The following is an 18,040-nucleotide window of genomic DNA, read 5'->3' on the forward strand; positions in this document are numbered from 1 at the left end:
TTGGCTGCTGGACCAGATAAACCTGCCTTTGTGACGGTTGGTGACAGTGTCAAAAAAGGTCAGACTTTGGTGATCATCGAAGCCATGAAAGTCATGAATGAAATTCCAGCACCTAAGGATGGTGTGGTAACGGAAATTCTTGTTTCTAATGAAGAAATGGTTGAGTTTGGTAAAGGATTGGTACGTATCAAATGATCGATATTCAAGGAATTAAAGAAGCGCTGCCCCATCGCTACCCCATGCTCCTAGTGGATCGAGTCTTGGAAGTGAGCGAAGATACTATTGTTGCCATTAAAAATGTCACTATCAACGAACCTTTCTTTAATGGTCATTTTCCTCAATACCCAGTTATGCCTGGTGTTCTTATCATGGAAGCTTTGGCACAGACTGCGGGTGTCTTGGAATTGTCCAAGCCTGAAAACAAAGGGAAACTCGTCTTCTACGCTGGCATGGACAAGGTCAAGTTTAAGAAGCAAGTTGTACCAGGTGATCAATTAGTTATGACGGCTACTTTTGTCAAACGTCGTGGTACGATTGCTGTGGTTGAAGCAAAGGCTGAAGTGGATGGCAAGCTTGCAGCGAGTGGTACTCTTACCTTTGCAATTGGAAACTAAGGAGGTTCTCCATGTTTCGTAAAATTTTGATTGCCAACCGTGGTGAGATTGCGGTTCGCATTATCCGAGCTGCGCGTGAATTGGGCATTGCGACTGTAGCAGTTTATTCAACTGCTGATAAGGAAGCTCTTCACACACTCCTAGCGGATGAAGCTATCTGTATCGGACCTGGTAAGGCGACAGAATCTTATCTCAATATCAATGCTATTTTATCGGCTGCAGTCTTGACAGAGGCAGAAGCCATCCACCCAGGTTTTGGATTTCTTAGTGAGAATTCCAAGTTTGCCACTATGTGTGATGAAGTGGGGATCAAGTTCATCGGTCCTTCTGGGGCGGTGATGGATACCATGGGAGATAAGATCAATGCGCGTGAGCAGATGATCAAGGCTGGGGTTCCGGTTATTCCAGGATCTGATGGAGAAGTGCACACGGCTGAAGAAGCACTTGCAGTTGCAGAAAAGATTGGCTATCCAGTCATGCTTAAGGCATCGGCAGGTGGTGGTGGAAAAGGGATTCGTAAGGTTGAAAAGGCGGAAGACTTGGTCGCAGCCTTTGAGACAGCATCCAGTGAAGCCAAGGCCAACTTTGGAAATGGCGCAATGTATCTTGAGCGTGTGATTTATCCTGCTCGTCATATCGAAGTTCAGATTCTTGCAGATCAAGAGGGTCATGTTGTCCATCTTGGTGAACGGGATTGTTCACTCCAACGGAATAACCAAAAGGTCTTAGAAGAAAGCCCGTCCATCGCGATTGGAAAAACACTTCGTAATGAAATCGGTTCTGCAGCCGTTCGTGCAGCGGAGTCTGTAGGCTATGAAAATGCAGGGACGATTGAATTTCTTCTCGATGAAGCGAGTGGCAATTTCTACTTCATGGAAATGAATACTCGTGTGCAAGTTGAACACCCAGTCACAGAGTTTGTTTCAGGTGTTGATATCGTGAAGGAACAGATTCGCATTGCTGCCGGGCAACCTTTACCTTTCAAACAAGAAGATATCGTCCTACGAGGTCATGCTATCGAGTGCCGGATCAATGCGGAAAATCCAGCATTTAACTTTGCCCCAAGTCCAGGAAAAATCACCAACCTCTACCTTCCAAGTGGAGGAGTTGGATTGCGTGTAGACTCTGCAGTCTATCCAGGTTATACCATTCCTCCATACTATGATAGTATGATTGCCAAAATCATTGTTCATGGGGAGAATCGTTTTGACGCCTTAATGAAGATGCAACGGGCACTTTATGAGCTTGAGATTGAAGGAGTACAAACCAATGCGGATTTCCAGCTGGATCTAATTTCAGACCGTCGGGTTATCGCTGGGGACTACGATACTTCCTTCCTGATGGAAACTTTCTTGCCACATTACCAAGAAAAAGAATAGATTTTCAAAGAGTATGAGAACTAAAAGGGGGATTTATGGCTCTATTTAGTAAAAAGGATAAGTATATTCGGATCAATCCTAATCGATCCGTAAGGCAGGCACCACAAGCCAAGCCTGAGGTTCCGGATGAACTCTTCTCCCAGTGTCCTGGTTGTAAACACACCATTTATCAAAAGGACCTTGGGAGTGAGCGCATTTGTCCCCATTGTAGCTATACTTTCCGTATTTCAGCCCAAGAGCGCTTGGATTTGACGATTGATTCTGACAGCTTTGTGGAGATGTTTACGGGTATTGAAACTCAAGATCCATTAAACTTTCCTGGCTACCAGAAAAAACTGGCTAGCATGCGTGAAAAGACAGGTTTGGATGAAGCAGTATTGACTGGTACAGCTAGCATCAAGGGACAAAAAGTTGCCCTTGGGATTATGGATTCAAACTTTATCATGGCTTCTATGGGAACCGTTGTGGGTGAAAAAATCACGCGCTTGTTTGAGTATGCAACGGTAGAAAACTTGCCAGTCGTTCTCTTCACAGCTTCTGGTGGAGCCCGTATGCAAGAAGGAATCATGAGTTTGATGCAGATGGCTAAGATTTCTGCGGCGGTTCAACGTCATTCCAAGGCAGGGCTTTTTTACCTGACGATTTTGACGGATCCGACAACAGGAGGAGTAACTGCTTCCTTTGCCATGGAAGGTGACATCATCCTAGCAGAGCCCCAGAGTTTGGTTGGTTTTGCAGGGCGTCGTGTTATCGAAAATACAGTTCGTGAGACCTTGCCGGATGATTTCCAAAAGGCAGAGTTCCTGCTTGAACATGGATTTGTTGATGCAATTGTCAAACGTAGAGAATTACCAGAAACAATTGCTAAATTAGTGAGATTGCATGGAGGAAGTCGCGGATGAATATTGCAAAAATAGTCAGAGAAGCACGCGAGCAGAGTCGCTTGACTGCACTTGATTTTGCCAATGGAATCTTTGACGAGTTTATCGAATTGCATGGAGATCGGTCTTTTCGTGATGATGGTGCGGTAATCGGTGGAATTGGCTGGTTAGGTGAACAAGCAGTAACTGTCGTTGGTATCCAAAAGGGAAAAAGTCTTCATGACAACCTCAAACGGAATTTCGGGCAACCTCATCCAGAAGGCTATCGCAAGGCTCTTCGCCTGATGAAACAGGCAGAAAAATTTGGTCGTCCAGTTGTAACCTTCATCAACACTGCTGGAGCTTACCCAGGTGTTGGAGCTGAGGAACGTGGACAAGGGGAAGCAATCGCCCGAAACCTGATGGAAATGAGCGACCTCAAGGTTCCAATCATCGCGATTATTATCGGTGAAGGAGGGTCTGGAGGTGCATTAGCACTAGCCGTTGCTGACCGTGTCTGGATGCTGGAAAATTCGATCTATGCCGTACTCAGCCCAGAAGGCTTTGCCTCTATCCTTTGGAAGGATGGAAGCCGGGCTATGGAAGCAGCAGAGTTGATGAAAATCACTTCACACGAACTCCTAGAAATGGGAATCGTGGACAAGGTTATCTCAGAAGCAGGCCACTCCAGTAAGGAACTGCAAGCTCACCTTAAAAACGAATTGCTTGCAGAGCTTGACCGCTTGCAAGGCTTAGCCTTGGAACGGCTCCTCGAAGAACGTTACCAACGGTTTAGAAAATACTAAAAAGAAAGCTAGAACTGAGTAAAGGTTCTAGCATTTTTTCTAGAGAACATACATTTCAGGACGAAAAATTGACGGTTGAGGAGATGGACTATAAAATAGACAAAAAAGAACTATACTATAAATGCAAGCCTACAATAATCTATTTTAAGAAGGTACTTAATATGACAGGTACAGATACATTTACAGTTCTTTCGTCAGAAGACTTAGACCAAATCTCAGGCGGTCTTGCTATTTGGGAAGAAGGATATGGTAGATGGTTATATTATAGAGAATTTGCTTCCTATATGGGGCAAGGGGAACTTAATCCTTATAGAGATGCTTGGAAGTACGGCTTCCGAGCAGGATAATCTTTCAAAAAAAGTACGATGAGAAACACAAAGAAACTAAGACAATTTGGAATATTTTTGCTTATTATTTTACTATCTACCTATTTACCACAAACAATTGGATTGTATGTGGCAATCATTTTAGGGTTAGGCGCTGATGTCTATTCCCTTATTTTAACAATAGGATTAGTAGGAATTTGCCTTCTATTAATTTGGTGGTTAAAAAAGCAAAAGATGCTCTTTATCTTTGAGAAAAAGAGCTGGAACTGGGTCATTGTCTTCTACTTATTTGCAAGTTATGTGGTTTATCAGATTCTCGGTAATTTTTGGGCACGCTATGTTCATTTGATTAATCATAGGAATATTCATGATGAGTATTTTACCGTGGTTCTTTCAAATGGACAACCAACTTTTTTATCGACTATCTTATCTTTTGTCCTGCCTGTAATCATCGGTCCTGTTTTTGAGGAGACTCTTGATAGAGGGTATTTTATGAATACCTTCTTTCCTAAGTCAAAGTACTATCTGGATGTTATCCTATCTGCTCTTATCTTTGGACTCAGTCATTTGATACTATCTCACCGAGACCCAATTAGTTTATTATATTATAGCCTGATTGGTCTCTTTTTCGCTCTTGTCTATCGTTATACATCTAATCTACGATTGACCATTCTCTGTCATAGTTTTTTCAACTTTCTCAATCATGCAAAACCTATCTGGATTTTTATTTACAATTATATCTATTACCACTTTTTTAGATAGTGGAAGGCAAAGAAAAAAAGTGTTTGATGTTTGTCAAACACTTTTTCTATTTACTGTTCTTCTGTTACAAACTGGCTGAGCAGTCCATTGATAAAACGGGCCGATTTTTGATCTGAGAAGTCCTTTGCAAGCTCGATAGCTTCGTTAACAGCAACCAGCTGAGGAGTGTCAAATGAAGTGATTTCAAAGACTCCCAAGCGAAGGAGGTTTCTCTCCACGAGTGTTAAACGCTCGATGGTCCAACCTGCTTTTAAATGCTGTGTGATTTGCTTGTCTAGTTCTTCCTTTTTAGCTTGAACACCAGAAACTAGCTCTGTCAAAAAGGCTGGAAGTTGCACATCCGTATCTTCACGATCATGAGTATAGGCGAAACGACAAGCAGTTTCGACATCTGTATCAAACTCAAGACTCATAAGGGCTTGAAAGGCGCACTTACGGAGCTCACGTCTAGATTCTAATAGTGGACTAGTCATTGAGGAAGTCCTCGTCAAACAGATCTTTCAATTCTGGTTTTGGTGTTTTATCTGGAACGATACCTGCAACGTGGATATTGATAGCAGCGAGCTCTACATCAGCCATATTGCGGACTGCATCTTTGACGGCTTTCTGGATAGCAACAGCTACCTTAGGAACTTTTACTCCGTACTCAAGGTAGAGATAGATATCTGCTGTGAGCTCTTCGTCCACGTTTTTAAGATAAACGCCACGGCCGAGAGAAAGTTTTGAAAGGGTATCAGACACTGATTTGTTTGAAAAAGAGTGCACACCCTCTACTTTTGCAGTAGCAATAGCAATGATTTTTTCAAGTACACGTGGGGCGATAACGATTTCACCAAGTTGTTCTTCAATTCCCATAGAATGACCTCTTTCTAGAGATTAGGCACGAGAAACGTAAGTTCCTTCTGCAGTGTTGATAACGAGTTTTTGTCCTGCTTCGATGAAGTCTGGAACGTTTACGACAAGTCCAGTTTCCATCGTTGCTGGTTTGCCAGAACCTGTAACAGTAGCCCCTTTGATAGATGGTTGAGTTTCTGCAACTGTCAATTCAACAGTAGTAGGAACTGTTACACCGATCACTTCAGTTCCGTAGAATTGGATCTTCACTTCTGAGTTTTCAAGGATGTAAAGCAACTCGTTTTCAACATTGACTACAGGGATTTCATATTGGTCGTAAGTTTCTGTATTCATGAAGTAAGCTGTGTCATCCATTTTGTACAAGTATTGAGCTGGAACAGTCTCGATGATGGCTTGTTCAAATTTTTCCTCTGGACGGTAGCTTGTGTCAAATGTAGAACCAGTACGGACATCACGCAATTTCATACGCATGATGGTGTTTCCTTTACCTGGTTTGTGGTGGCTAGCTTCCAAAACGCGGATCAATTTTCCGTCAGCTGTTTCAAAGGTCATACCAGCCTTTAATTTACTTGCTTCAATCATGTTTTTACCTCTTTAATAAATATTATTACTCTTCATTTTACCATAAAATATTCTGGAAATAAAGCCAAAATAGTTATTGGGAGCTGGTAGAGAAGAAAAAACCAACCTCAGGGCTGGTTTTTTTCTGTCTAGTTTTCTTTCAACTTCGCCAATTCCTGGGCGAGTAGTTTAAGGGCAACTTGTGGGTTGGCTTGTCCTTTGGTTGCTTTCATAAGGAATCCAGTAAAGGCCTTGTCTGCATTACGCTTCCCTGACTTGAAGTCGGCAACAGCAGCTTCGTTATCGGCAAAGACTTGGTGGATGATTGGAATCAAGATAGCAGGATCTGAGATTTGGACTAAACCTGCTTTTTCCACGTATTCACGTGCTCCACCACCATTTTTAGCCAAATGGACAAAGACTTTCTTGGCAATCTTAGAAGAGATAGTGCCGTCTTCGATGATGGCAATCATTTCTACCAAGTTTTCTGGTGTCAATTCGATTTGTTCAAGTGTCTTGCCTTCAGCATTCAAGAACTGAGCGACTTCACCTTGGAGCCAGTTAGAGACTTGTTTGGCATCACCACCGAGTGCAACAGCTTTTTCAAAGAAGTCAGAAGTGACCTTATTTGCAGTCAACTGGCTAGCATCGTAGTCTGACAAGCCAAGGTCAGCAACGTAGCGCGCACGGCGTTCTTTTGGAAACTCTGGCAATTCTGTACGCATTTCCTCAATCCACTCATCTGAGATTTCAAAGAGTGGTAGGTCTGGTTCTGGGAAGTAGCGGTAGTCTGCAGCACCTTCCTTGACACGCATGAGGATGGTTGCTTTGTTAGCTTCATCGTAACGGCGTGTTTCTTGACGAATTTGACCACCTGAGCGAAGGATTTCAGCTTGGCGTTGGACTTCGTACTCAAGACCTTTGCGGACATTTGAGAAGGAGTTGAGGTTTTTCAACTCAGTCTTGGTACCGAATTTTTCTTGACCATACGGACGAAGCGAGATGTTGGCATCCACACGCATAGAGCCTTCTTCCATCTTAACGTCAGAAATACCAGCGTACTGGATGACTTCCTTGAGGGCAGTCAGATAAGCATAGGCTTCTTCTGGGGAACGCATGTCAGCCTCAGAGACAATCTCAATCAATGGCACCCCTTGACGGTTGAGGTCGACATAAGAGTAGCCATCTGTACCGTGAGTGTTTTTACCAGCGTCTTCTTCTAGGTGAGCACGTTCGATACCGATTTTCTTGGTCGTACCGTCTTCTAGCTCTACTTCAATCCAGCCGTTGTAGCCGATTGGCTCATCAAACTGAGAAATTTGGTAGGCTTTGGGATTGTCGGGATAGAAGTAGTTCTTGCGGTCAAAGTGCATCTTTTTGTGGATGTCCATGTTGAGGGCAAGAGCTGCCTTGATACCGGCATCGACAACCCCTTTATTGAGAACTGGCAGAACTCCTGGGAAGGACCAGTCAATCACGTTGGTGTTGGCATTTTGGTCATTTCCAAAGTGGGCAGAAGTAGGTGAGAAGATTTTTGAATTGGTGTTGAGCTCTACGTGGACTTCAAGTCCAATGACGGTTTCAAAGTTCATTAGTTGTCACCTCCAAAAATCACGGGTTGTTGTTTGTGGTAGTCTGTTGTTGCTTCAAAGGCAGCAGCAGCTTGGTAAATGGTTTCCTCAGAGTACTTAGGACCGATCAATTGGAGACCGACTGGTAGACCTTGAGAGAATCCAGCAGGAATCGAAATTCCTGGGAGACCTGCCAAGTTGACTGGGATTGTCAAAAGGTCAGCCAAGTACATGGCAACTGGATCGTGGTTTAGTGAATCCAAGTCATAGGCAACGCTTGGAGCAGTTGGTCCCAAAATCAAGTCGTAATCCGCAAAGACTTTTTCAAAATCTTGGATGATGAGGGTACGAACTTGTCCAGCCTTTTTGTAGTAGGCATCGTAGTAACCTGATGAAAGACTGAAAGTACCTAGCATGATACGGCGTTTCACTTCTTCACCGAAACCTTGGCTACGGCTGTTTACATAGATTTCATCAAGGTTGCTTGCATCTTCTGCGCGGTAGCCGTAACGGATACCGTCAAAACGTTGCAAGTTTGAGGATGCTTCTGATGAAGCGATAATGTAGTAAACGGCAACCCCGTATTTAGAGTGAGGAAGGCTGACTTCTTCAACGATAGCACCGAGTTTTTCAAAGTGTTTGGCTGCGTTGATGATGGTTTCTTTAACTTCTGGGTCAATCCCTTCACCAAGGTATTCCTTAGGCAAAGCAATTTTCATGCCCTGGATGTCTTGACCGATTTTTGAAGTAAAGTCGGCAATGCGGACAGGAGCAGAAGTAGAGTCTTTGGCATCTTCACTAGCAATAGCGTTGAGCAAGAGGGCATTTTCCTTAACAGTTGGTGCGAAAGGGCCGATTTGGTCTAGGGAACTACCAAAGGCAATGAGACCGAAACGTGAAACTGTTCCGTAGGTTGGTTTGAGACCAACGATCCCGTTGAAGGCAGCAGGTTGGCGGATAGAACCACCAGTATCAGAACCAAGTGACAAGCGGACTTGCCCTGAGGCTACAGCTGCCGCAGAACCACTTGATGAACCACCAGGAACCTTGCTGTGGTCCCAAGCATTTTTAGTTGCGCCGTAGTGAGAAGTCTCACCTGAACCACCCATGGCAAACTCATCCATGTTGGTTTTTCCGACAACAATCATACCCTTAGTTTTGGCATTGGCAACGGCTGTCGCATCAAAGATTGGCTCGTAGTTGTAGAGCATTTTTGAGGCAGCAGTTGTGAGGATACCATCTGTAGAGATGTTATCCTTAACAGCCAGTGGAATTCCGGAAAGGACATTATCAGCGTCAATTCCAGCTTCATCAATAGCCTTAGCTTGGGCAAGAGCTTGTTCTTCAGCGATGGTTACAAAAGCGTTGATAGCTGTCTCGCGAGACTTGATATCTTCAAGCGTTGCTTGGGTCAATTCAGTTGCAGAAATTTCCTTAGAGACAAGGAGGTTGTGCAAGTCTTCAATAGTTTTGTTATTAAAAGTCATTAGGCATCTCCTCCATCGTCTAGGATAGCTGGCACCTTGATATAGTAGTTTTCTTTTTCAGGTACGTTTTTAAACAAGCGGTCACGGTCTGTTCCTTCTTCGGCCACATCAGGGCGGAGTACAGTCTTGCGGTCAGCCATGGTCGTAGTAGGTGCGACACCAGTTGTGTCGACTTCGCCCAACAACTCAACCATGTCAACAATTTTAGACAAGGTGTTCGCAAAGGCGGCAGTTTCTTCTTCAGAGAATCTTAATTTTGAAAGATTGGCAACGTGTGTTACCTCTTCTTGCGTAATTTTCATCTTGCATCCTTTCGTGAAATGATGATTTTTAGTCTGTTCTATTTTACCATATTTTCCTATAAATAAGGGAACCGAACTGAAAAGAAATAGAAATTGAAAAATCGCTTGTAATTCGCTATAATGGTTGAACTAGAGAATAGAGAAAATAAGAGTTAGGATAGAAATATGTTCCATCAATTTATCACCAGATCTCAGACGATCCCTCCTCCCATTCCGCTTTTTTGGTATGGGATTATGATGCTTGTCTTAGTGCTTTGTATTTATGGGGCGCTTGCTTATCACAAGAATCCACGCTTTGTCTACTTGTTTAAGGGGCTTCAGGTCCTCCAGTTGCTAGCTCTTTATAGTTGGTATGTTGGTTTTGGCATTCCCTTTTCTAATAGTCTCCCTTTTTATCATTGCCGTTTGGCCATGTTTGCGATGGTTTTCTTGCCAGATAAATGGCGGAGCAAGCAGTACTTTGCCCTCTTAGGAGCAAGTGGAGCGGTTTTTGCACTGGTTTACCCCGTTTTTGACCCCTATGATTTTCCCCATATCACTAGCTTTTCGTTTTTGATTGGGCACTATGCCCTTTTGGTGAATTCCTTGGTTTACTTGATGAATCACTATGACAAGAGCCTGCTCAAGAAATATATGATTGTAGCCTATACCTTTATCCTCAATCTCTTTCTAGTTGGGGTTAATCAGGTGACTGGTGGAAATTATGGCCTCTTAAGAGATACACCATTTATCTCGAATGCTCCTCTATGGATAAAGTACCTCCTTGTGTCGGTTATTCTCTCGCTGGCATTGGTTCTCTTTGATATCTTGTTCAAAAAACGGTGGAAAAAGAGAAATCAGGTAAAATCTATGTTCTAGCTTACCTTTTCGTCAGATGAGCAATTGAAAAACTCCCCAAAATTCGCTATAATAGGTAGGTTGAAAGGATTGGAATATTCCGATGTAAAAATATAAAATATAGCAATCACTATTATCCTAAAAGAAAAGAAAGAGAAGATATGACTATTCAAGAAGAAATTAAGAAACGCCGTACCTTTGCCATCATTTCCCACCCGGACGCGGGGAAAACAACCATCACTGAGCAGTTGCTCTACTTTGGGGGCGAGATTCGTGAGGCTGGTACCGTAAAAGGGAAGAAAACAGGGACTTTTGCCAAGTCTGACTGGATGGATATCGAGAAGCAACGTGGGATTTCGGTCACTTCATCTGTGATGCAATTTGACTACGATGGCAAACGCGTGAACATCCTAGACACACCAGGGCACGAGGACTTCTCAGAAGATACCTATCGGACCTTGATGGCGGTGGATGCTGCGGTTATGGTCGTGGACTCTGCCAAGGGTATTGAGGCCCAAACCAAGAAATTGTTTGAAGTTGTTAAACACCGTGGCATTCCAGTCTTTACCTTTATGAACAAGCTGGACCGTGACGGTCGTGAGCCACTGGACCTCTTGCAAGAACTAGAAGAAGTCTTGGGCATTGCTAGTTACCCTATGAATTGGCCGATCGGGATGGGGAAAGCCTTTGAAGGGCTCTATGACCTCTATAACCAACGTCTAGAACTTTATAAAGGGGATGAACGTTTTGCCAGTCTAGAAGAAGGGGACAAGCTTTTTGGTAACAATCCTTTCTACGAGCAAGTCAAAGATGACATTGAGCTTTTAAATGAAGCTGGAAATGAGTTTTCAGAGGAAGCTATTCTGGCTGGAGAATTGACACCTGTCTTTTTTGGATCAGCTCTTACTAACTTTGGTGTGCAGACCTTCCTTGAGACCTTCCTCAAGTTTGCTCCAGAACCACATGGACACAAGAAAACAGACGGCGAAATTGTGGTTCCTTATGACAAGGACTTCTCAGGATTTGTCTTTAAAATCCAAGCCAACATGGACCCTCGACACCGTGATCGTATCGCCTTTGTACGTATCGTTTCGGGTGAATTTGAGCGTGGCATGAGTGTCAATCTGCCTCGTACTGGTAAGGGTGCCAAGCTTTCTAATGTCACCCAGTTTATGGCTGAAAGCCGTGAGAATGTGACCAATGCTGTGGCAGGTGATATTATCGGAGTTTACGATACAGGTACTTATCAAGTTGGTGATACCTTGACAGTTGGAAAAAACAAGTTTGAATTTGAACCACTGCCAACCTTTACACCAGAGATTTTCATGAAGGTTTCGCCTAAGAATGTCATGAAACAAAAATCCTTCCACAAGGGAATGGAGCAGTTGGTGCAAGAAGGAGCCATCCAGCTTTATAAGAATTACCAAACAGGTGAGTATATGCTGGGCGCTGTCGGACAACTCCAGTTTGAAGTTTTTAAGCACCGCATGGAAGGTGAGTACAACGCTGAAGTTGTCATGACTCCAATGGGTAAAAAGACGGTTCGCTGGATTAAGCCAGAGGACCTAGACGAACGCATGTCATCTAGCCGCAATATCTTGGCCAAGGACCGCTTCGACCAACCTGTCTTCCTCTTCGAAAATGACTTTGCCCTCCGCTGGTTTGCGGATAAGTATCCAGATGTAGAGTTGGAAGAGAAGATGTGATTCAGTAAGTCTACTTGATTGCATAGCAATCTAAGTAGACTACGGCAAGTCCTATTAGACTTGCCTAACTGCCTCACTAACTGAGTTTTACAAATGAAATCGATTTGTAAAACTCAGTGTCGTAATCTAACAATCGGTAACCGCTATGGCGGTTACCTAAACGCTTCACTAGACAAATTCCACGAATGATTTCGATTCGTGGAATTTGGATTTATTTTCATATAGTAAAGGTAATTGAAGTCAAAGGTAAATTAAAAACCTCAGAGAATTCATGTAACATGATTTCTCTGAGGTTTTTCTAGTTTCCATATTTCTGATAAAAATCGACCTTGACTTGAATGAAGGTTTCGGCTTCGCGTAGTAGCTGCAGGAGAGTGGCGCGGGTCTCAAATTCCTCACGCGTTTTAGGGAGACTCCGATTGCGGAAGACTTCCAAATAGTGTTCGATGTCATCAAGTAGGTCATGAGCAGGATTGGTCTGGCTTAGCTGGGCAGCAATCTTAGCAAAGAGCTGGGCTAAGATCAAACTTTCACTGGCGGCTAGGTGACAAGTATTGATCTGCTGGGCCATATTTCGCAGGGTACGACTTTGTCGCTGTCTCATCTCAAAGTAGTGGATATGGTAGTCCGTCTGGTGAAAGAGGTGATCTGAGTGATCCAAATAAACTAGCTTGAGGGCTTCATCGAGGAGCTCATCTAATTCGTCAACGAGTTGGGCTCGATTGCGTCCGTCTCCTCTTGACAGATAGTATTTAAAGCGAAGCAGGATGTCTTTTAACTTTTCTTCGACCTGAAGGTGGTAGCTTTGGATGGCTTTCTCACGAGAGGGCATATAAAGGTTGACCAACAGAGCAAAGCTTGTTCCGATGAGAAAGAGGAGTACTTCATTGAGCAAGAGCTCTGGGGAAGTAGACTCCTGTACCAGGAGATGACCGACCAAGACACTGCTAGGGGTGATACCGATTTCCCAGCCCATTTTATAGGCTAGAGGCACATAGAGGGCCAGATAGAGGCCCAGACTCCAGATGTGATAACCTATCAGCTGAAAGGCTAGAACGCCGATAGCGAGCGCTAGGAGCATGGAAAAGAGGCGGTTACGTGCCAATTTCAGTGTGCTTCGGCGCGTGTCAGAAAGGCTTAAGAGGGCGATAATTCCAGCTGAAACCGCTGAAGACAAATCTAAAAAATAAGCTAGAAAACAAGCGAGGCAGGTCGCTAAGATCAGTTTTGTCGTACGTTGGGTGATAGACATGAGAATTTCCTATAATACTAGAATAAGAGTATAAAAGACAAGACTTGAAAGACTTGTCTTAAAAAATCTATTTTTTACGTGCCGACGCGTACTCAGCTACTGCTGTAAAGAGGACGTCGGTAGAAGAGTTCAGGGCAGTTTCGCAGGAGTCTTGAACGACACCGATGACAAAACCAACTCCGACGACTTGCATAGCAACGTCATTTGAAATCCCAAAGAGACTACAAGCGACGGGGATGAGGAGAAGTGATCCTCCAGCGATCCCAGAGGCTCCACAGGCAGAAATGGCAGCCACTACACTGAGGACAAAGGCTGTACCAAAGTCGACAGGGATTCCCAGCGTATTGACTGCAGCTAGAGTCAAAATGTTAATGGTTACAGCTGCACCAGCCATGTTAATAGTGGAGCCAAGGGGGATAGAAACAGAGTAGGTATCTGGATTGAGTCCTAGGTCTTGGCAGAGTTTCATGTTGACAGGGATATTAGCGGCAGAACTACGAGTAAAGAAAGCTGTAATCCCACTAACACGCAAACATTTCAAAACAAGAGGGTAGGGATTTTTTCTCATAAAGAGAAAGGCAATGAGGGGATTGATGACAAAGGCCACAAAAGCCATAGTTGTAATCAAGAGTCCTAGCAAAATTCCGTAGTTAGCAAGGCTGGTAATTCCTTTATCAGAGATGGTCTTGAAGACCAAGCCCATAATTCCGAAAGGTGCCAAATTGATAATCCACTCCACAATCTTGGAAGTCACACCAGCCATGGTTTTGAGCAATTCCTTACTGTTTTTGCTAGCTTCTCTCATAGCAAGCCCAAAGACAACAGCCCATGATAGAATTCCAATATAGTTGGCTTTGACGACGGCGTTGAGGGGATTGTCCACGAGATTCAGCAGGAGGTTGCTGAGGACTTGACCGATGCCGTCTGGTGGGGCAATCTCTGTGCTCGCACTGCTGAGAGTAATCTGGACGGGGAAGAGAAAACTAGCCAGTACAGCAACTAAGGCAGCTGCAAAGGTACCGAGTAGATAGAGAAAAATAACGGTCTTCATATTGGTATCTTGCCCTTTTTGATGTTGTGAGAGGGCATTTGCGACGAGGGTGAAGACCAAGACAGGAGCGATGGCTTTCAGCCCCCCAACGAATAAGTCACCGAGAATGCCGAATCCCGACAAACTAGGGAAAAGTAGCCCTAGAGAGGCTCCAAGAAGCATGCCGATTAGGATACGTTTGATGAGGCTGGCCTTGTTCCAGGCTCGAATGATTTTTTTCATAATAGTCTCCTTCAAAATGTATTGTTTATGATTATAGTATAAATATGCCGTTGAGGCAAGTCTTTTTTTGAGTTTGGGGGAATATCGGAATATTTATGAGGGATTTGAACGGAATGATTTGTGGTATAATACTAGAAAGGAGTTTTGTATGCAAGAATTTTTTCAACGTTATCTTGATAAATTGGATGTAACAACTGTATTAGAGAATCTCTTGACCAAGGTGATTTCTCTTTTGATTTTGTTTTTGCTATTTTATATAGCTAAAAAGATGCTTCACGCGACTGTACGAAAGATTGTCAAGCCCTCGCTTAAATTTTCAAATCGAGATGCTGGCAGACAGAAGACTATTTCTCGTTTGCTTGAAAATATCTTTAACTATACCCTTTATTTCTTTTTAATCTACTGTATCTTGTCCATTTTAGGTTTGCCAGTTTCCAGCCTCCTTGCTGGGGCAGGGATTGCTGGGGTGGCTATCGGTATGGGAGCGCAAGGCTTTCTATCCGATGTCATCAACGGCTTTTTCATCCTCTTTGAACGCCAGCTCGATGTGGGCGACGAAGTGATCCTCACAAATGGTCCTATTACCGTGTCTGGAAAGGTTGTCAGTGTAGGAATTCGTACGACCCAACTTCGCAGTGACGACCAAGCCCTTCACTTTGTTCCCAACCGAAATATCACTGTTGTCAGCAACTTCTCTCGTACAGAGTAGCCCTGCTATTTTGGCAGATTTGTGGTACAATAGAGAGAGTTTGGCAAAGGAGAGAGTATGCTATTTGTAGAGAAAAAACTAGGTCATGATTGTACCTGGATAGACCTTGATGTGGACAAGATTAAAAATATGGAAGATCTTTCTGACGTCTATGGATTGGACAAGGAAACCATTGAGTATGCTCTAGATAGAAATGAACGTGCTCACATGGATTATAACCGTGAAACGGGGACGGTAACCTTTATTTATAATGTTCTTGATTTAGAAAAAGACAAAGAATATTATGAAGCGATTCCAATGACCTTTATCGTTGAAAAACAACGGTTGATCACTATCAGCAATCACAAGAATACTTATGTGATTAAACGCATGGCGACCTATCTTGAAAGCCATGAAATTATTTCCATCTACAAATTTCTTTTTGCCAGTTTAGAGATTATTAGTAATGCTTATTATCCAGTTATTGAAGAGATGGATAAAAGTAAGGATGAAATCAGTGCACTTCTTCGTCAAAAAACAACTAAAAAAAATCTTTTTGCCCTTTCTGACTTGGAAACTGGTATGGTTTACCTGACAGCTGCTGCTAAACAAAATCGTCTCCTTTTGGAACATATCCAAGGTCATGCTCTTTATCGCAATCTTAATGAGGTTGAAAGAGAGCAGTTTGACGATGCTATGATTGAAGCCCATCAGTTAGTTTCAATGACAGACCTGATATCTCAAGTTTTGCAACAACTCTCAGCCTCTTACAACAACATCCTAAATAATAATCTAAATGATAATTTGACAACTTTGACAATTATCTCAGTTTTGCTAGCTATCCTTGCGGTTATTACAGGATTTTTCGGAATGAATGTTCCCTTACCGTTTACAGATGAACCAGATGCTTGGATTTATATTTTGATAGCTAGTCTCATTTTATGGGCAGTCTTAGCCCAATTTTTAAAGAAAATTGCTAGAAATTAAAAAGAAAAGGAGCCAGAATGGCAATTGAAAACTATATGCCAGATTTTGCTGTGGGAGCAGTCTATGATCTGACAGTCCCAAGCCTGCAGGCGCAGGGAATCAAGGCTGTTTTGGTCGATTTGGACAATACCCTCATTGCTTGGAATAACCCTGATGGAACGCCAGAGATGAAGCAATGGCTACATGACCTTCGTGACGCAGGTATTCGTGTCATCGTGGTCTCAAATAATACCAAAAAACGGGTTCAACGAGCAGTTGAAAAGTTTGGGATTGACTACGTTTATTGGGCCTTGAAGCCCTTCACCTTTGGGGTTGACCGTGCCATGAAGGAATTCCACTATGAGAAAAATGAAGTGGTCATGGTCGGCGATCAACTTATGACAGATATTCGTGCAGCGCATCGTGCAGGCATTCGCTCGATCTTAGTCAAACCCTTGGTTCAACATGACTCTATCAAGACGCAGATTAACCGAGCTCGCGAGCGCCGTGTCATGAAGCAAATTACTGAAAAGTACGGACCGATTATATATAAAAAAGGAATTTAACTATGGAAGAAATTCTCTGTATTGGTTGTGGAGCAACCATTCAGACGACAGACAAGGCTGGTCTTGGATTTACTCCCCAGTCGGCACTCGAAAAAGGGTTGGAGACAGGCGAAGTCTATTGCCAACGCTGTTTCCGTCTCCGTCATTACAATGAAATCACAGATGTCCAGTTGACGGACGATGATTTCCTCAAGCTCTTGCACGAGGTGGGAGACAGTGATGCCTTGGTGGTCAATGTCATTGATATCTTTGACTTTAATGGTTCTGTTATCCCAGGCTTATCACGCTTTGTGTCGGGCAATGATGTTCTCTTGGTCGGAAATAAAAAAGATATTCTGCCCAAGTCAGTTAAACCGGGCAAGATTAGCCAGTGGCTCGTGGAGCGTGCCCACGAAGAAGGACTTCGTCCAGTGGATGTCGTTTTGACTTCGGCTCAGAATAAGCATGCCATCAAGGAAGTCATTGACAAGATTGAACACTACCGTAAGGGCCGTGATGTCTACGTGGTCGGTGTGACCAACGTTGGAAAGTCAACCCTTATCAACGCTATTATCCAAGAAATCACTGGTGATCAAAATGTCATCACGACTTCGCGCTTCCCAGGGACAACCTTGGATAAGATTGAGATTCCGCTTGACGACGGAGCTTATATCTACGATACACCAGGGATTATCCACCGCCACCAGATGGCCCACTACTTGACGGCTAAAAACCTCAAGTATGTCAGCCCTAAAAAGGAAATCAAGCCCAAAACCTATCAGCTTAACTCTGAGCAAACCCTGTTTTTAGGTGGTTTGGGACGCTTTGACTTCATATCAGGTGAGAAGCAAGGATTTACTGCTTTCTTTGACAATGAACTCAAACTCCACCGTACCAAGCTAGAAGGCGCTAGTGCTTTTTACGACAAGCACCTAGGAATCCTTCTGACACCACCAAATAGCAAGGAAAAAGAAGATTTTCCAAAACTTGTTCAGCATGTCTTTACCATCAAGGATAAAACCGACCTAGTCATCTCAGGTCTAGGCTGGATCCGCGTAACAGGTACCGCCAAAGTCGCCGTCTGGGTACCAGAAGGCGTCGCCGTCGTCACACGAAAAGCAATCATTTAAAATAAAATAGCTGAGCGAACAAAGTGAGCTCATACAGAGATAGTTATTGCCGTGGTGTGATTGCCAATCTTTAGATTGGCAAAGGGCACAATTGAGACCAAGGCTCAATTGTGAGGTCAG

General features: G+C 43.5%; 21 protein-coding genes. 13 read left to right on the plus strand and 8 right to left on the minus strand.

Annotated features, from left to right (window positions below):
- The 7 genes from HMPREF9184_RS02290 to HMPREF9184_RS02325 form a co-directional block, all read left to right on the plus strand.
- Nucleotides 1-195: acetyl-CoA carboxylase biotin carboxyl carrier protein (locus HMPREF9184_RS02290; RefSeq protein WP_033585908.1), on the plus strand; the 195-nt coding region annotated here is incomplete at its 5' end.
- The gene (gene fabZ / locus HMPREF9184_RS02295; protein WP_000565515.1) at nucleotides 192-614 is read left to right on the plus strand and encodes a 3-hydroxyacyl-ACP dehydratase FabZ; all 423 of its coding nucleotides are present in this window, start codon (nucleotides 192-194) and stop codon (nucleotides 612-614) included. The genes HMPREF9184_RS02290 and fabZ, both read left to right, overlap by 4 nt.
- A gap of 11 nt (nucleotides 615-625) precedes the next feature.
- Entirely contained in the window at nucleotides 626-1,993 is a 1,368-nt protein-coding gene (gene accC, locus HMPREF9184_RS02300) for an acetyl-CoA carboxylase biotin carboxylase subunit (RefSeq protein ID WP_000488668.1), read from the plus strand.
- 35 nt (nucleotides 1,994-2,028) lie between these two features.
- The gene (gene accD / locus HMPREF9184_RS02305) at nucleotides 2,029-2,895 is read left to right on the plus strand and encodes an acetyl-CoA carboxylase, carboxyltransferase subunit beta (RefSeq protein ID WP_001173368.1); all 867 of its coding nucleotides are present in this window, start codon (nucleotides 2,029-2,031) and stop codon (nucleotides 2,893-2,895) included.
- Nucleotides 2,892-3,659 (plus strand): acetyl-CoA carboxylase carboxyl transferase subunit alpha, encoded by a 768-nt coding sequence (locus tag HMPREF9184_RS02310; RefSeq protein WP_001017378.1) that lies wholly within the window; start codon nucleotides 2,892-2,894, stop codon nucleotides 3,657-3,659. Before accD ends, HMPREF9184_RS02310 begins: the two co-directional genes overlap by 4 nt.
- A gap of 161 nt (nucleotides 3,660-3,820) precedes the next feature.
- On the plus strand, nucleotides 3,821-4,006 hold the full coding sequence (briC, locus tag HMPREF9184_RS02320) for a biofilm-regulating peptide BriC (RefSeq protein WP_033585933.1): 186 nt from the start codon (nucleotides 3,821-3,823) through the stop codon (nucleotides 4,004-4,006).
- A gap of 18 nt (nucleotides 4,007-4,024) precedes the next feature.
- Complete coding sequence (locus HMPREF9184_RS02325) at nucleotides 4,025-4,747, plus strand: CPBP family intramembrane glutamic endopeptidase (RefSeq protein ID WP_009444183.1); 723 nt, start codon at nucleotides 4,025-4,027, stop codon at nucleotides 4,745-4,747.
- Nucleotides 4,748-4,797: 50 nt separating this feature from the next.
- On the opposite strand, the gene nusB is transcribed toward HMPREF9184_RS02325, so the two are convergent.
- The 6 genes from nusB to gatC form a co-directional block, all read right to left on the minus strand.
- Nucleotides 4,798-5,220, minus strand: a complete 423-nt coding sequence (nusB, locus tag HMPREF9184_RS02330) for a transcription antitermination factor NusB (RefSeq protein ID WP_000203631.1) — start codon at nucleotides 5,218-5,220, stop codon at nucleotides 4,798-4,800.
- A complete protein-coding gene (locus tag HMPREF9184_RS02335) occupies nucleotides 5,213-5,602 on the minus strand; it encodes an Asp23/Gls24 family envelope stress response protein (protein ID WP_000510584.1) in 390 nt (129 codons plus the stop codon). Before HMPREF9184_RS02335 ends, nusB begins: the two co-directional genes overlap by 8 nt.
- Nucleotides 5,603-5,623: 21 nt before the next feature.
- On the minus strand, nucleotides 5,624-6,184 hold the full coding sequence (gene efp / locus HMPREF9184_RS02340; RefSeq protein WP_000568642.1) for an elongation factor P: 561 nt from the start codon (nucleotides 6,182-6,184) through the stop codon (nucleotides 5,624-5,626).
- A gap of 128 nt (nucleotides 6,185-6,312) precedes the next feature.
- Complete coding sequence (gene gatB, locus HMPREF9184_RS02345; RefSeq protein ID WP_001008640.1) at nucleotides 6,313-7,755, minus strand: Asp-tRNA(Asn)/Glu-tRNA(Gln) amidotransferase subunit GatB; 1,443 nt, start codon at nucleotides 7,753-7,755, stop codon at nucleotides 6,313-6,315.
- The gene (gene gatA / locus HMPREF9184_RS02350; RefSeq protein WP_000143707.1) at nucleotides 7,755-9,221 is read right to left on the minus strand and encodes an Asp-tRNA(Asn)/Glu-tRNA(Gln) amidotransferase subunit GatA; all 1,467 of its coding nucleotides are present in this window, start codon (nucleotides 9,219-9,221) and stop codon (nucleotides 7,755-7,757) included. Before gatA ends, gatB begins: the two co-directional genes overlap by 1 nt.
- Nucleotides 9,221-9,523, minus strand: a complete 303-nt coding sequence (gatC, locus tag HMPREF9184_RS02355) for an Asp-tRNA(Asn)/Glu-tRNA(Gln) amidotransferase subunit GatC (RefSeq protein ID WP_000705415.1) — start codon at nucleotides 9,521-9,523, stop codon at nucleotides 9,221-9,223. Before gatC ends, gatA begins: the two co-directional genes overlap by 1 nt.
- Nucleotides 9,524-9,688: 165 nt before the next feature.
- On the opposite strand from gatC, the gene HMPREF9184_RS02360 reads away from it, so the two are divergent.
- Both HMPREF9184_RS02360 and HMPREF9184_RS02365 read left to right on the plus strand, forming a co-directional pair.
- Nucleotides 9,689-10,381: a YwaF family protein gene (locus tag HMPREF9184_RS02360; protein WP_000468947.1), complete on the plus strand. Its 693-nt coding sequence runs from the start codon at nucleotides 9,689-9,691 to the stop codon at nucleotides 10,379-10,381.
- Between the two features lie 140 nt (nucleotides 10,382-10,521).
- Nucleotides 10,522-12,066, plus strand: coding sequence for a peptide chain release factor 3 (locus tag HMPREF9184_RS02365; RefSeq protein WP_000155102.1), 1,545 nt, complete (start codon nucleotides 10,522-10,524; stop codon nucleotides 12,064-12,066).
- A 298-nt stretch (nucleotides 12,067-12,364) separates the two neighbouring features.
- On the opposite strand, the gene HMPREF9184_RS02370 is transcribed toward HMPREF9184_RS02365, so the two are convergent.
- Together HMPREF9184_RS02370 and sstT are read right to left on the minus strand one after the other, a co-directional pair.
- Nucleotides 12,365-13,318, minus strand: coding sequence for an aromatic acid exporter family protein (locus tag HMPREF9184_RS02370; protein ID WP_000029012.1), 954 nt, complete (start codon nucleotides 13,316-13,318; stop codon nucleotides 12,365-12,367).
- A 67-nt stretch (nucleotides 13,319-13,385) separates the two neighbouring features.
- Nucleotides 13,386-14,591, minus strand: coding sequence for a serine/threonine transporter SstT (gene sstT, locus HMPREF9184_RS02375; RefSeq protein ID WP_000720779.1), 1,206 nt, complete (start codon nucleotides 14,589-14,591; stop codon nucleotides 13,386-13,388).
- A gap of 148 nt (nucleotides 14,592-14,739) precedes the next feature.
- Here sstT and HMPREF9184_RS02380 point away from each other — a divergent pair, with 148 nt between their 5' ends.
- From HMPREF9184_RS02380 to yqeH, 4 genes are read left to right on the plus strand one after another with little or no spacing between them, the layout of a single operon-like run.
- Nucleotides 14,740-15,300 carry a mechanosensitive ion channel family protein gene (locus HMPREF9184_RS02380; protein WP_001154837.1) on the plus strand — a complete coding sequence of 187 codons (561 nt, stop codon included), beginning with the start codon at nucleotides 14,740-14,742 and terminating at the stop codon, nucleotides 15,298-15,300.
- Nucleotides 15,301-15,357: 57 nt separating this feature from the next.
- Complete coding sequence (locus tag HMPREF9184_RS02385) at nucleotides 15,358-16,266, plus strand: magnesium transporter CorA family protein (RefSeq protein WP_000899716.1); 909 nt, start codon at nucleotides 15,358-15,360, stop codon at nucleotides 16,264-16,266.
- Nucleotides 16,267-16,283: 17 nt separating this feature from the next.
- Entirely contained in the window at nucleotides 16,284-16,811 is a 528-nt protein-coding gene (locus tag HMPREF9184_RS02390; protein ID WP_000963753.1) for a YqeG family HAD IIIA-type phosphatase, read from the plus strand.
- A gap of 2 nt (nucleotides 16,812-16,813) precedes the next feature.
- Nucleotides 16,814-17,920 (plus strand): ribosome biogenesis GTPase YqeH, encoded by a 1,107-nt coding sequence (yqeH, locus tag HMPREF9184_RS02395; protein ID WP_000391204.1) that lies wholly within the window; start codon nucleotides 16,814-16,816, stop codon nucleotides 17,918-17,920.
- The last annotated feature ends 120 nt before the right edge of the window (nucleotides 17,921-18,040 follow it).

This window comes from Streptococcus sp. oral taxon 058 str. F0407 (assembly GCF_000235485.1).
GTDB lineage: Bacteria > Bacillota > Bacilli > Lactobacillales > Streptococcaceae > Streptococcus.

Coding starts and splice junctions, on each gene's coding strand:
- HMPREF9184_RS02325 (WP_009444183.1), top strand. CDS start 4,025: ATGAGAAACACAAAGAAACTAAGACAATTTGGAATATTTTTGCTTATT.
- HMPREF9184_RS02370 (WP_000029012.1), bottom strand. CDS start 13,318: ATGTCTATCACCCAACGTACGACAAAACTGATCTTAGCGACCTGCCTC.
- HMPREF9184_RS02335 (WP_000510584.1), bottom strand. CDS start 5,602: ATGGGAATTGAAGAACAACTTGGTGAAATCGTTATCGCCCCACGTGTA.
- efp (WP_000568642.1), bottom strand. CDS start 6,184: ATGATTGAAGCAAGTAAATTAAAGGCTGGTATGACCTTTGAAACAGCT.
- sstT (WP_000720779.1), bottom strand. CDS start 14,591: ATGAAAAAAATCATTCGAGCCTGGAACAAGGCCAGCCTCATCAAACGT.
- HMPREF9184_RS02385 (WP_000899716.1), top strand. CDS start 15,358: ATGCTATTTGTAGAGAAAAAACTAGGTCATGATTGTACCTGGATAGAC.
- briC (WP_033585933.1), top strand. CDS start 3,821: ATGACAGGTACAGATACATTTACAGTTCTTTCGTCAGAAGACTTAGAC.
- accC (WP_000488668.1), top strand. CDS start 626: ATGTTTCGTAAAATTTTGATTGCCAACCGTGGTGAGATTGCGGTTCGC.
- HMPREF9184_RS02365 (WP_000155102.1), top strand. CDS start 10,522: ATGACTATTCAAGAAGAAATTAAGAAACGCCGTACCTTTGCCATCATT.
- fabZ (WP_000565515.1), top strand. CDS start 192: ATGATCGATATTCAAGGAATTAAAGAAGCGCTGCCCCATCGCTACCCC.
- HMPREF9184_RS02380 (WP_001154837.1), top strand. CDS start 14,740: ATGCAAGAATTTTTTCAACGTTATCTTGATAAATTGGATGTAACAACT.
- accD (WP_001173368.1), top strand. CDS start 2,029: ATGGCTCTATTTAGTAAAAAGGATAAGTATATTCGGATCAATCCTAAT.
- gatA (WP_000143707.1), bottom strand. CDS start 9,221: ATGACTTTTAATAACAAAACTATTGAAGACTTGCACAACCTCCTTGTC.
- yqeH (WP_000391204.1), top strand. CDS start 16,814: ATGGAAGAAATTCTCTGTATTGGTTGTGGAGCAACCATTCAGACGACA.
- HMPREF9184_RS02310 (WP_001017378.1), top strand. CDS start 2,892: ATGAATATTGCAAAAATAGTCAGAGAAGCACGCGAGCAGAGTCGCTTG.
- nusB (WP_000203631.1), bottom strand. CDS start 5,220: ATGACTAGTCCACTATTAGAATCTAGACGTGAGCTCCGTAAGTGCGCC.
- HMPREF9184_RS02390 (WP_000963753.1), top strand. CDS start 16,284: ATGGCAATTGAAAACTATATGCCAGATTTTGCTGTGGGAGCAGTCTAT.
- gatC (WP_000705415.1), bottom strand. CDS start 9,523: ATGAAAATTACGCAAGAAGAGGTAACACACGTTGCCAATCTTTCAAAA.
- gatB (WP_001008640.1), bottom strand. CDS start 7,755: ATGAACTTTGAAACCGTCATTGGACTTGAAGTCCACGTAGAGCTCAAC.
- HMPREF9184_RS02360 (WP_000468947.1), top strand. CDS start 9,689: ATGTTCCATCAATTTATCACCAGATCTCAGACGATCCCTCCTCCCATT.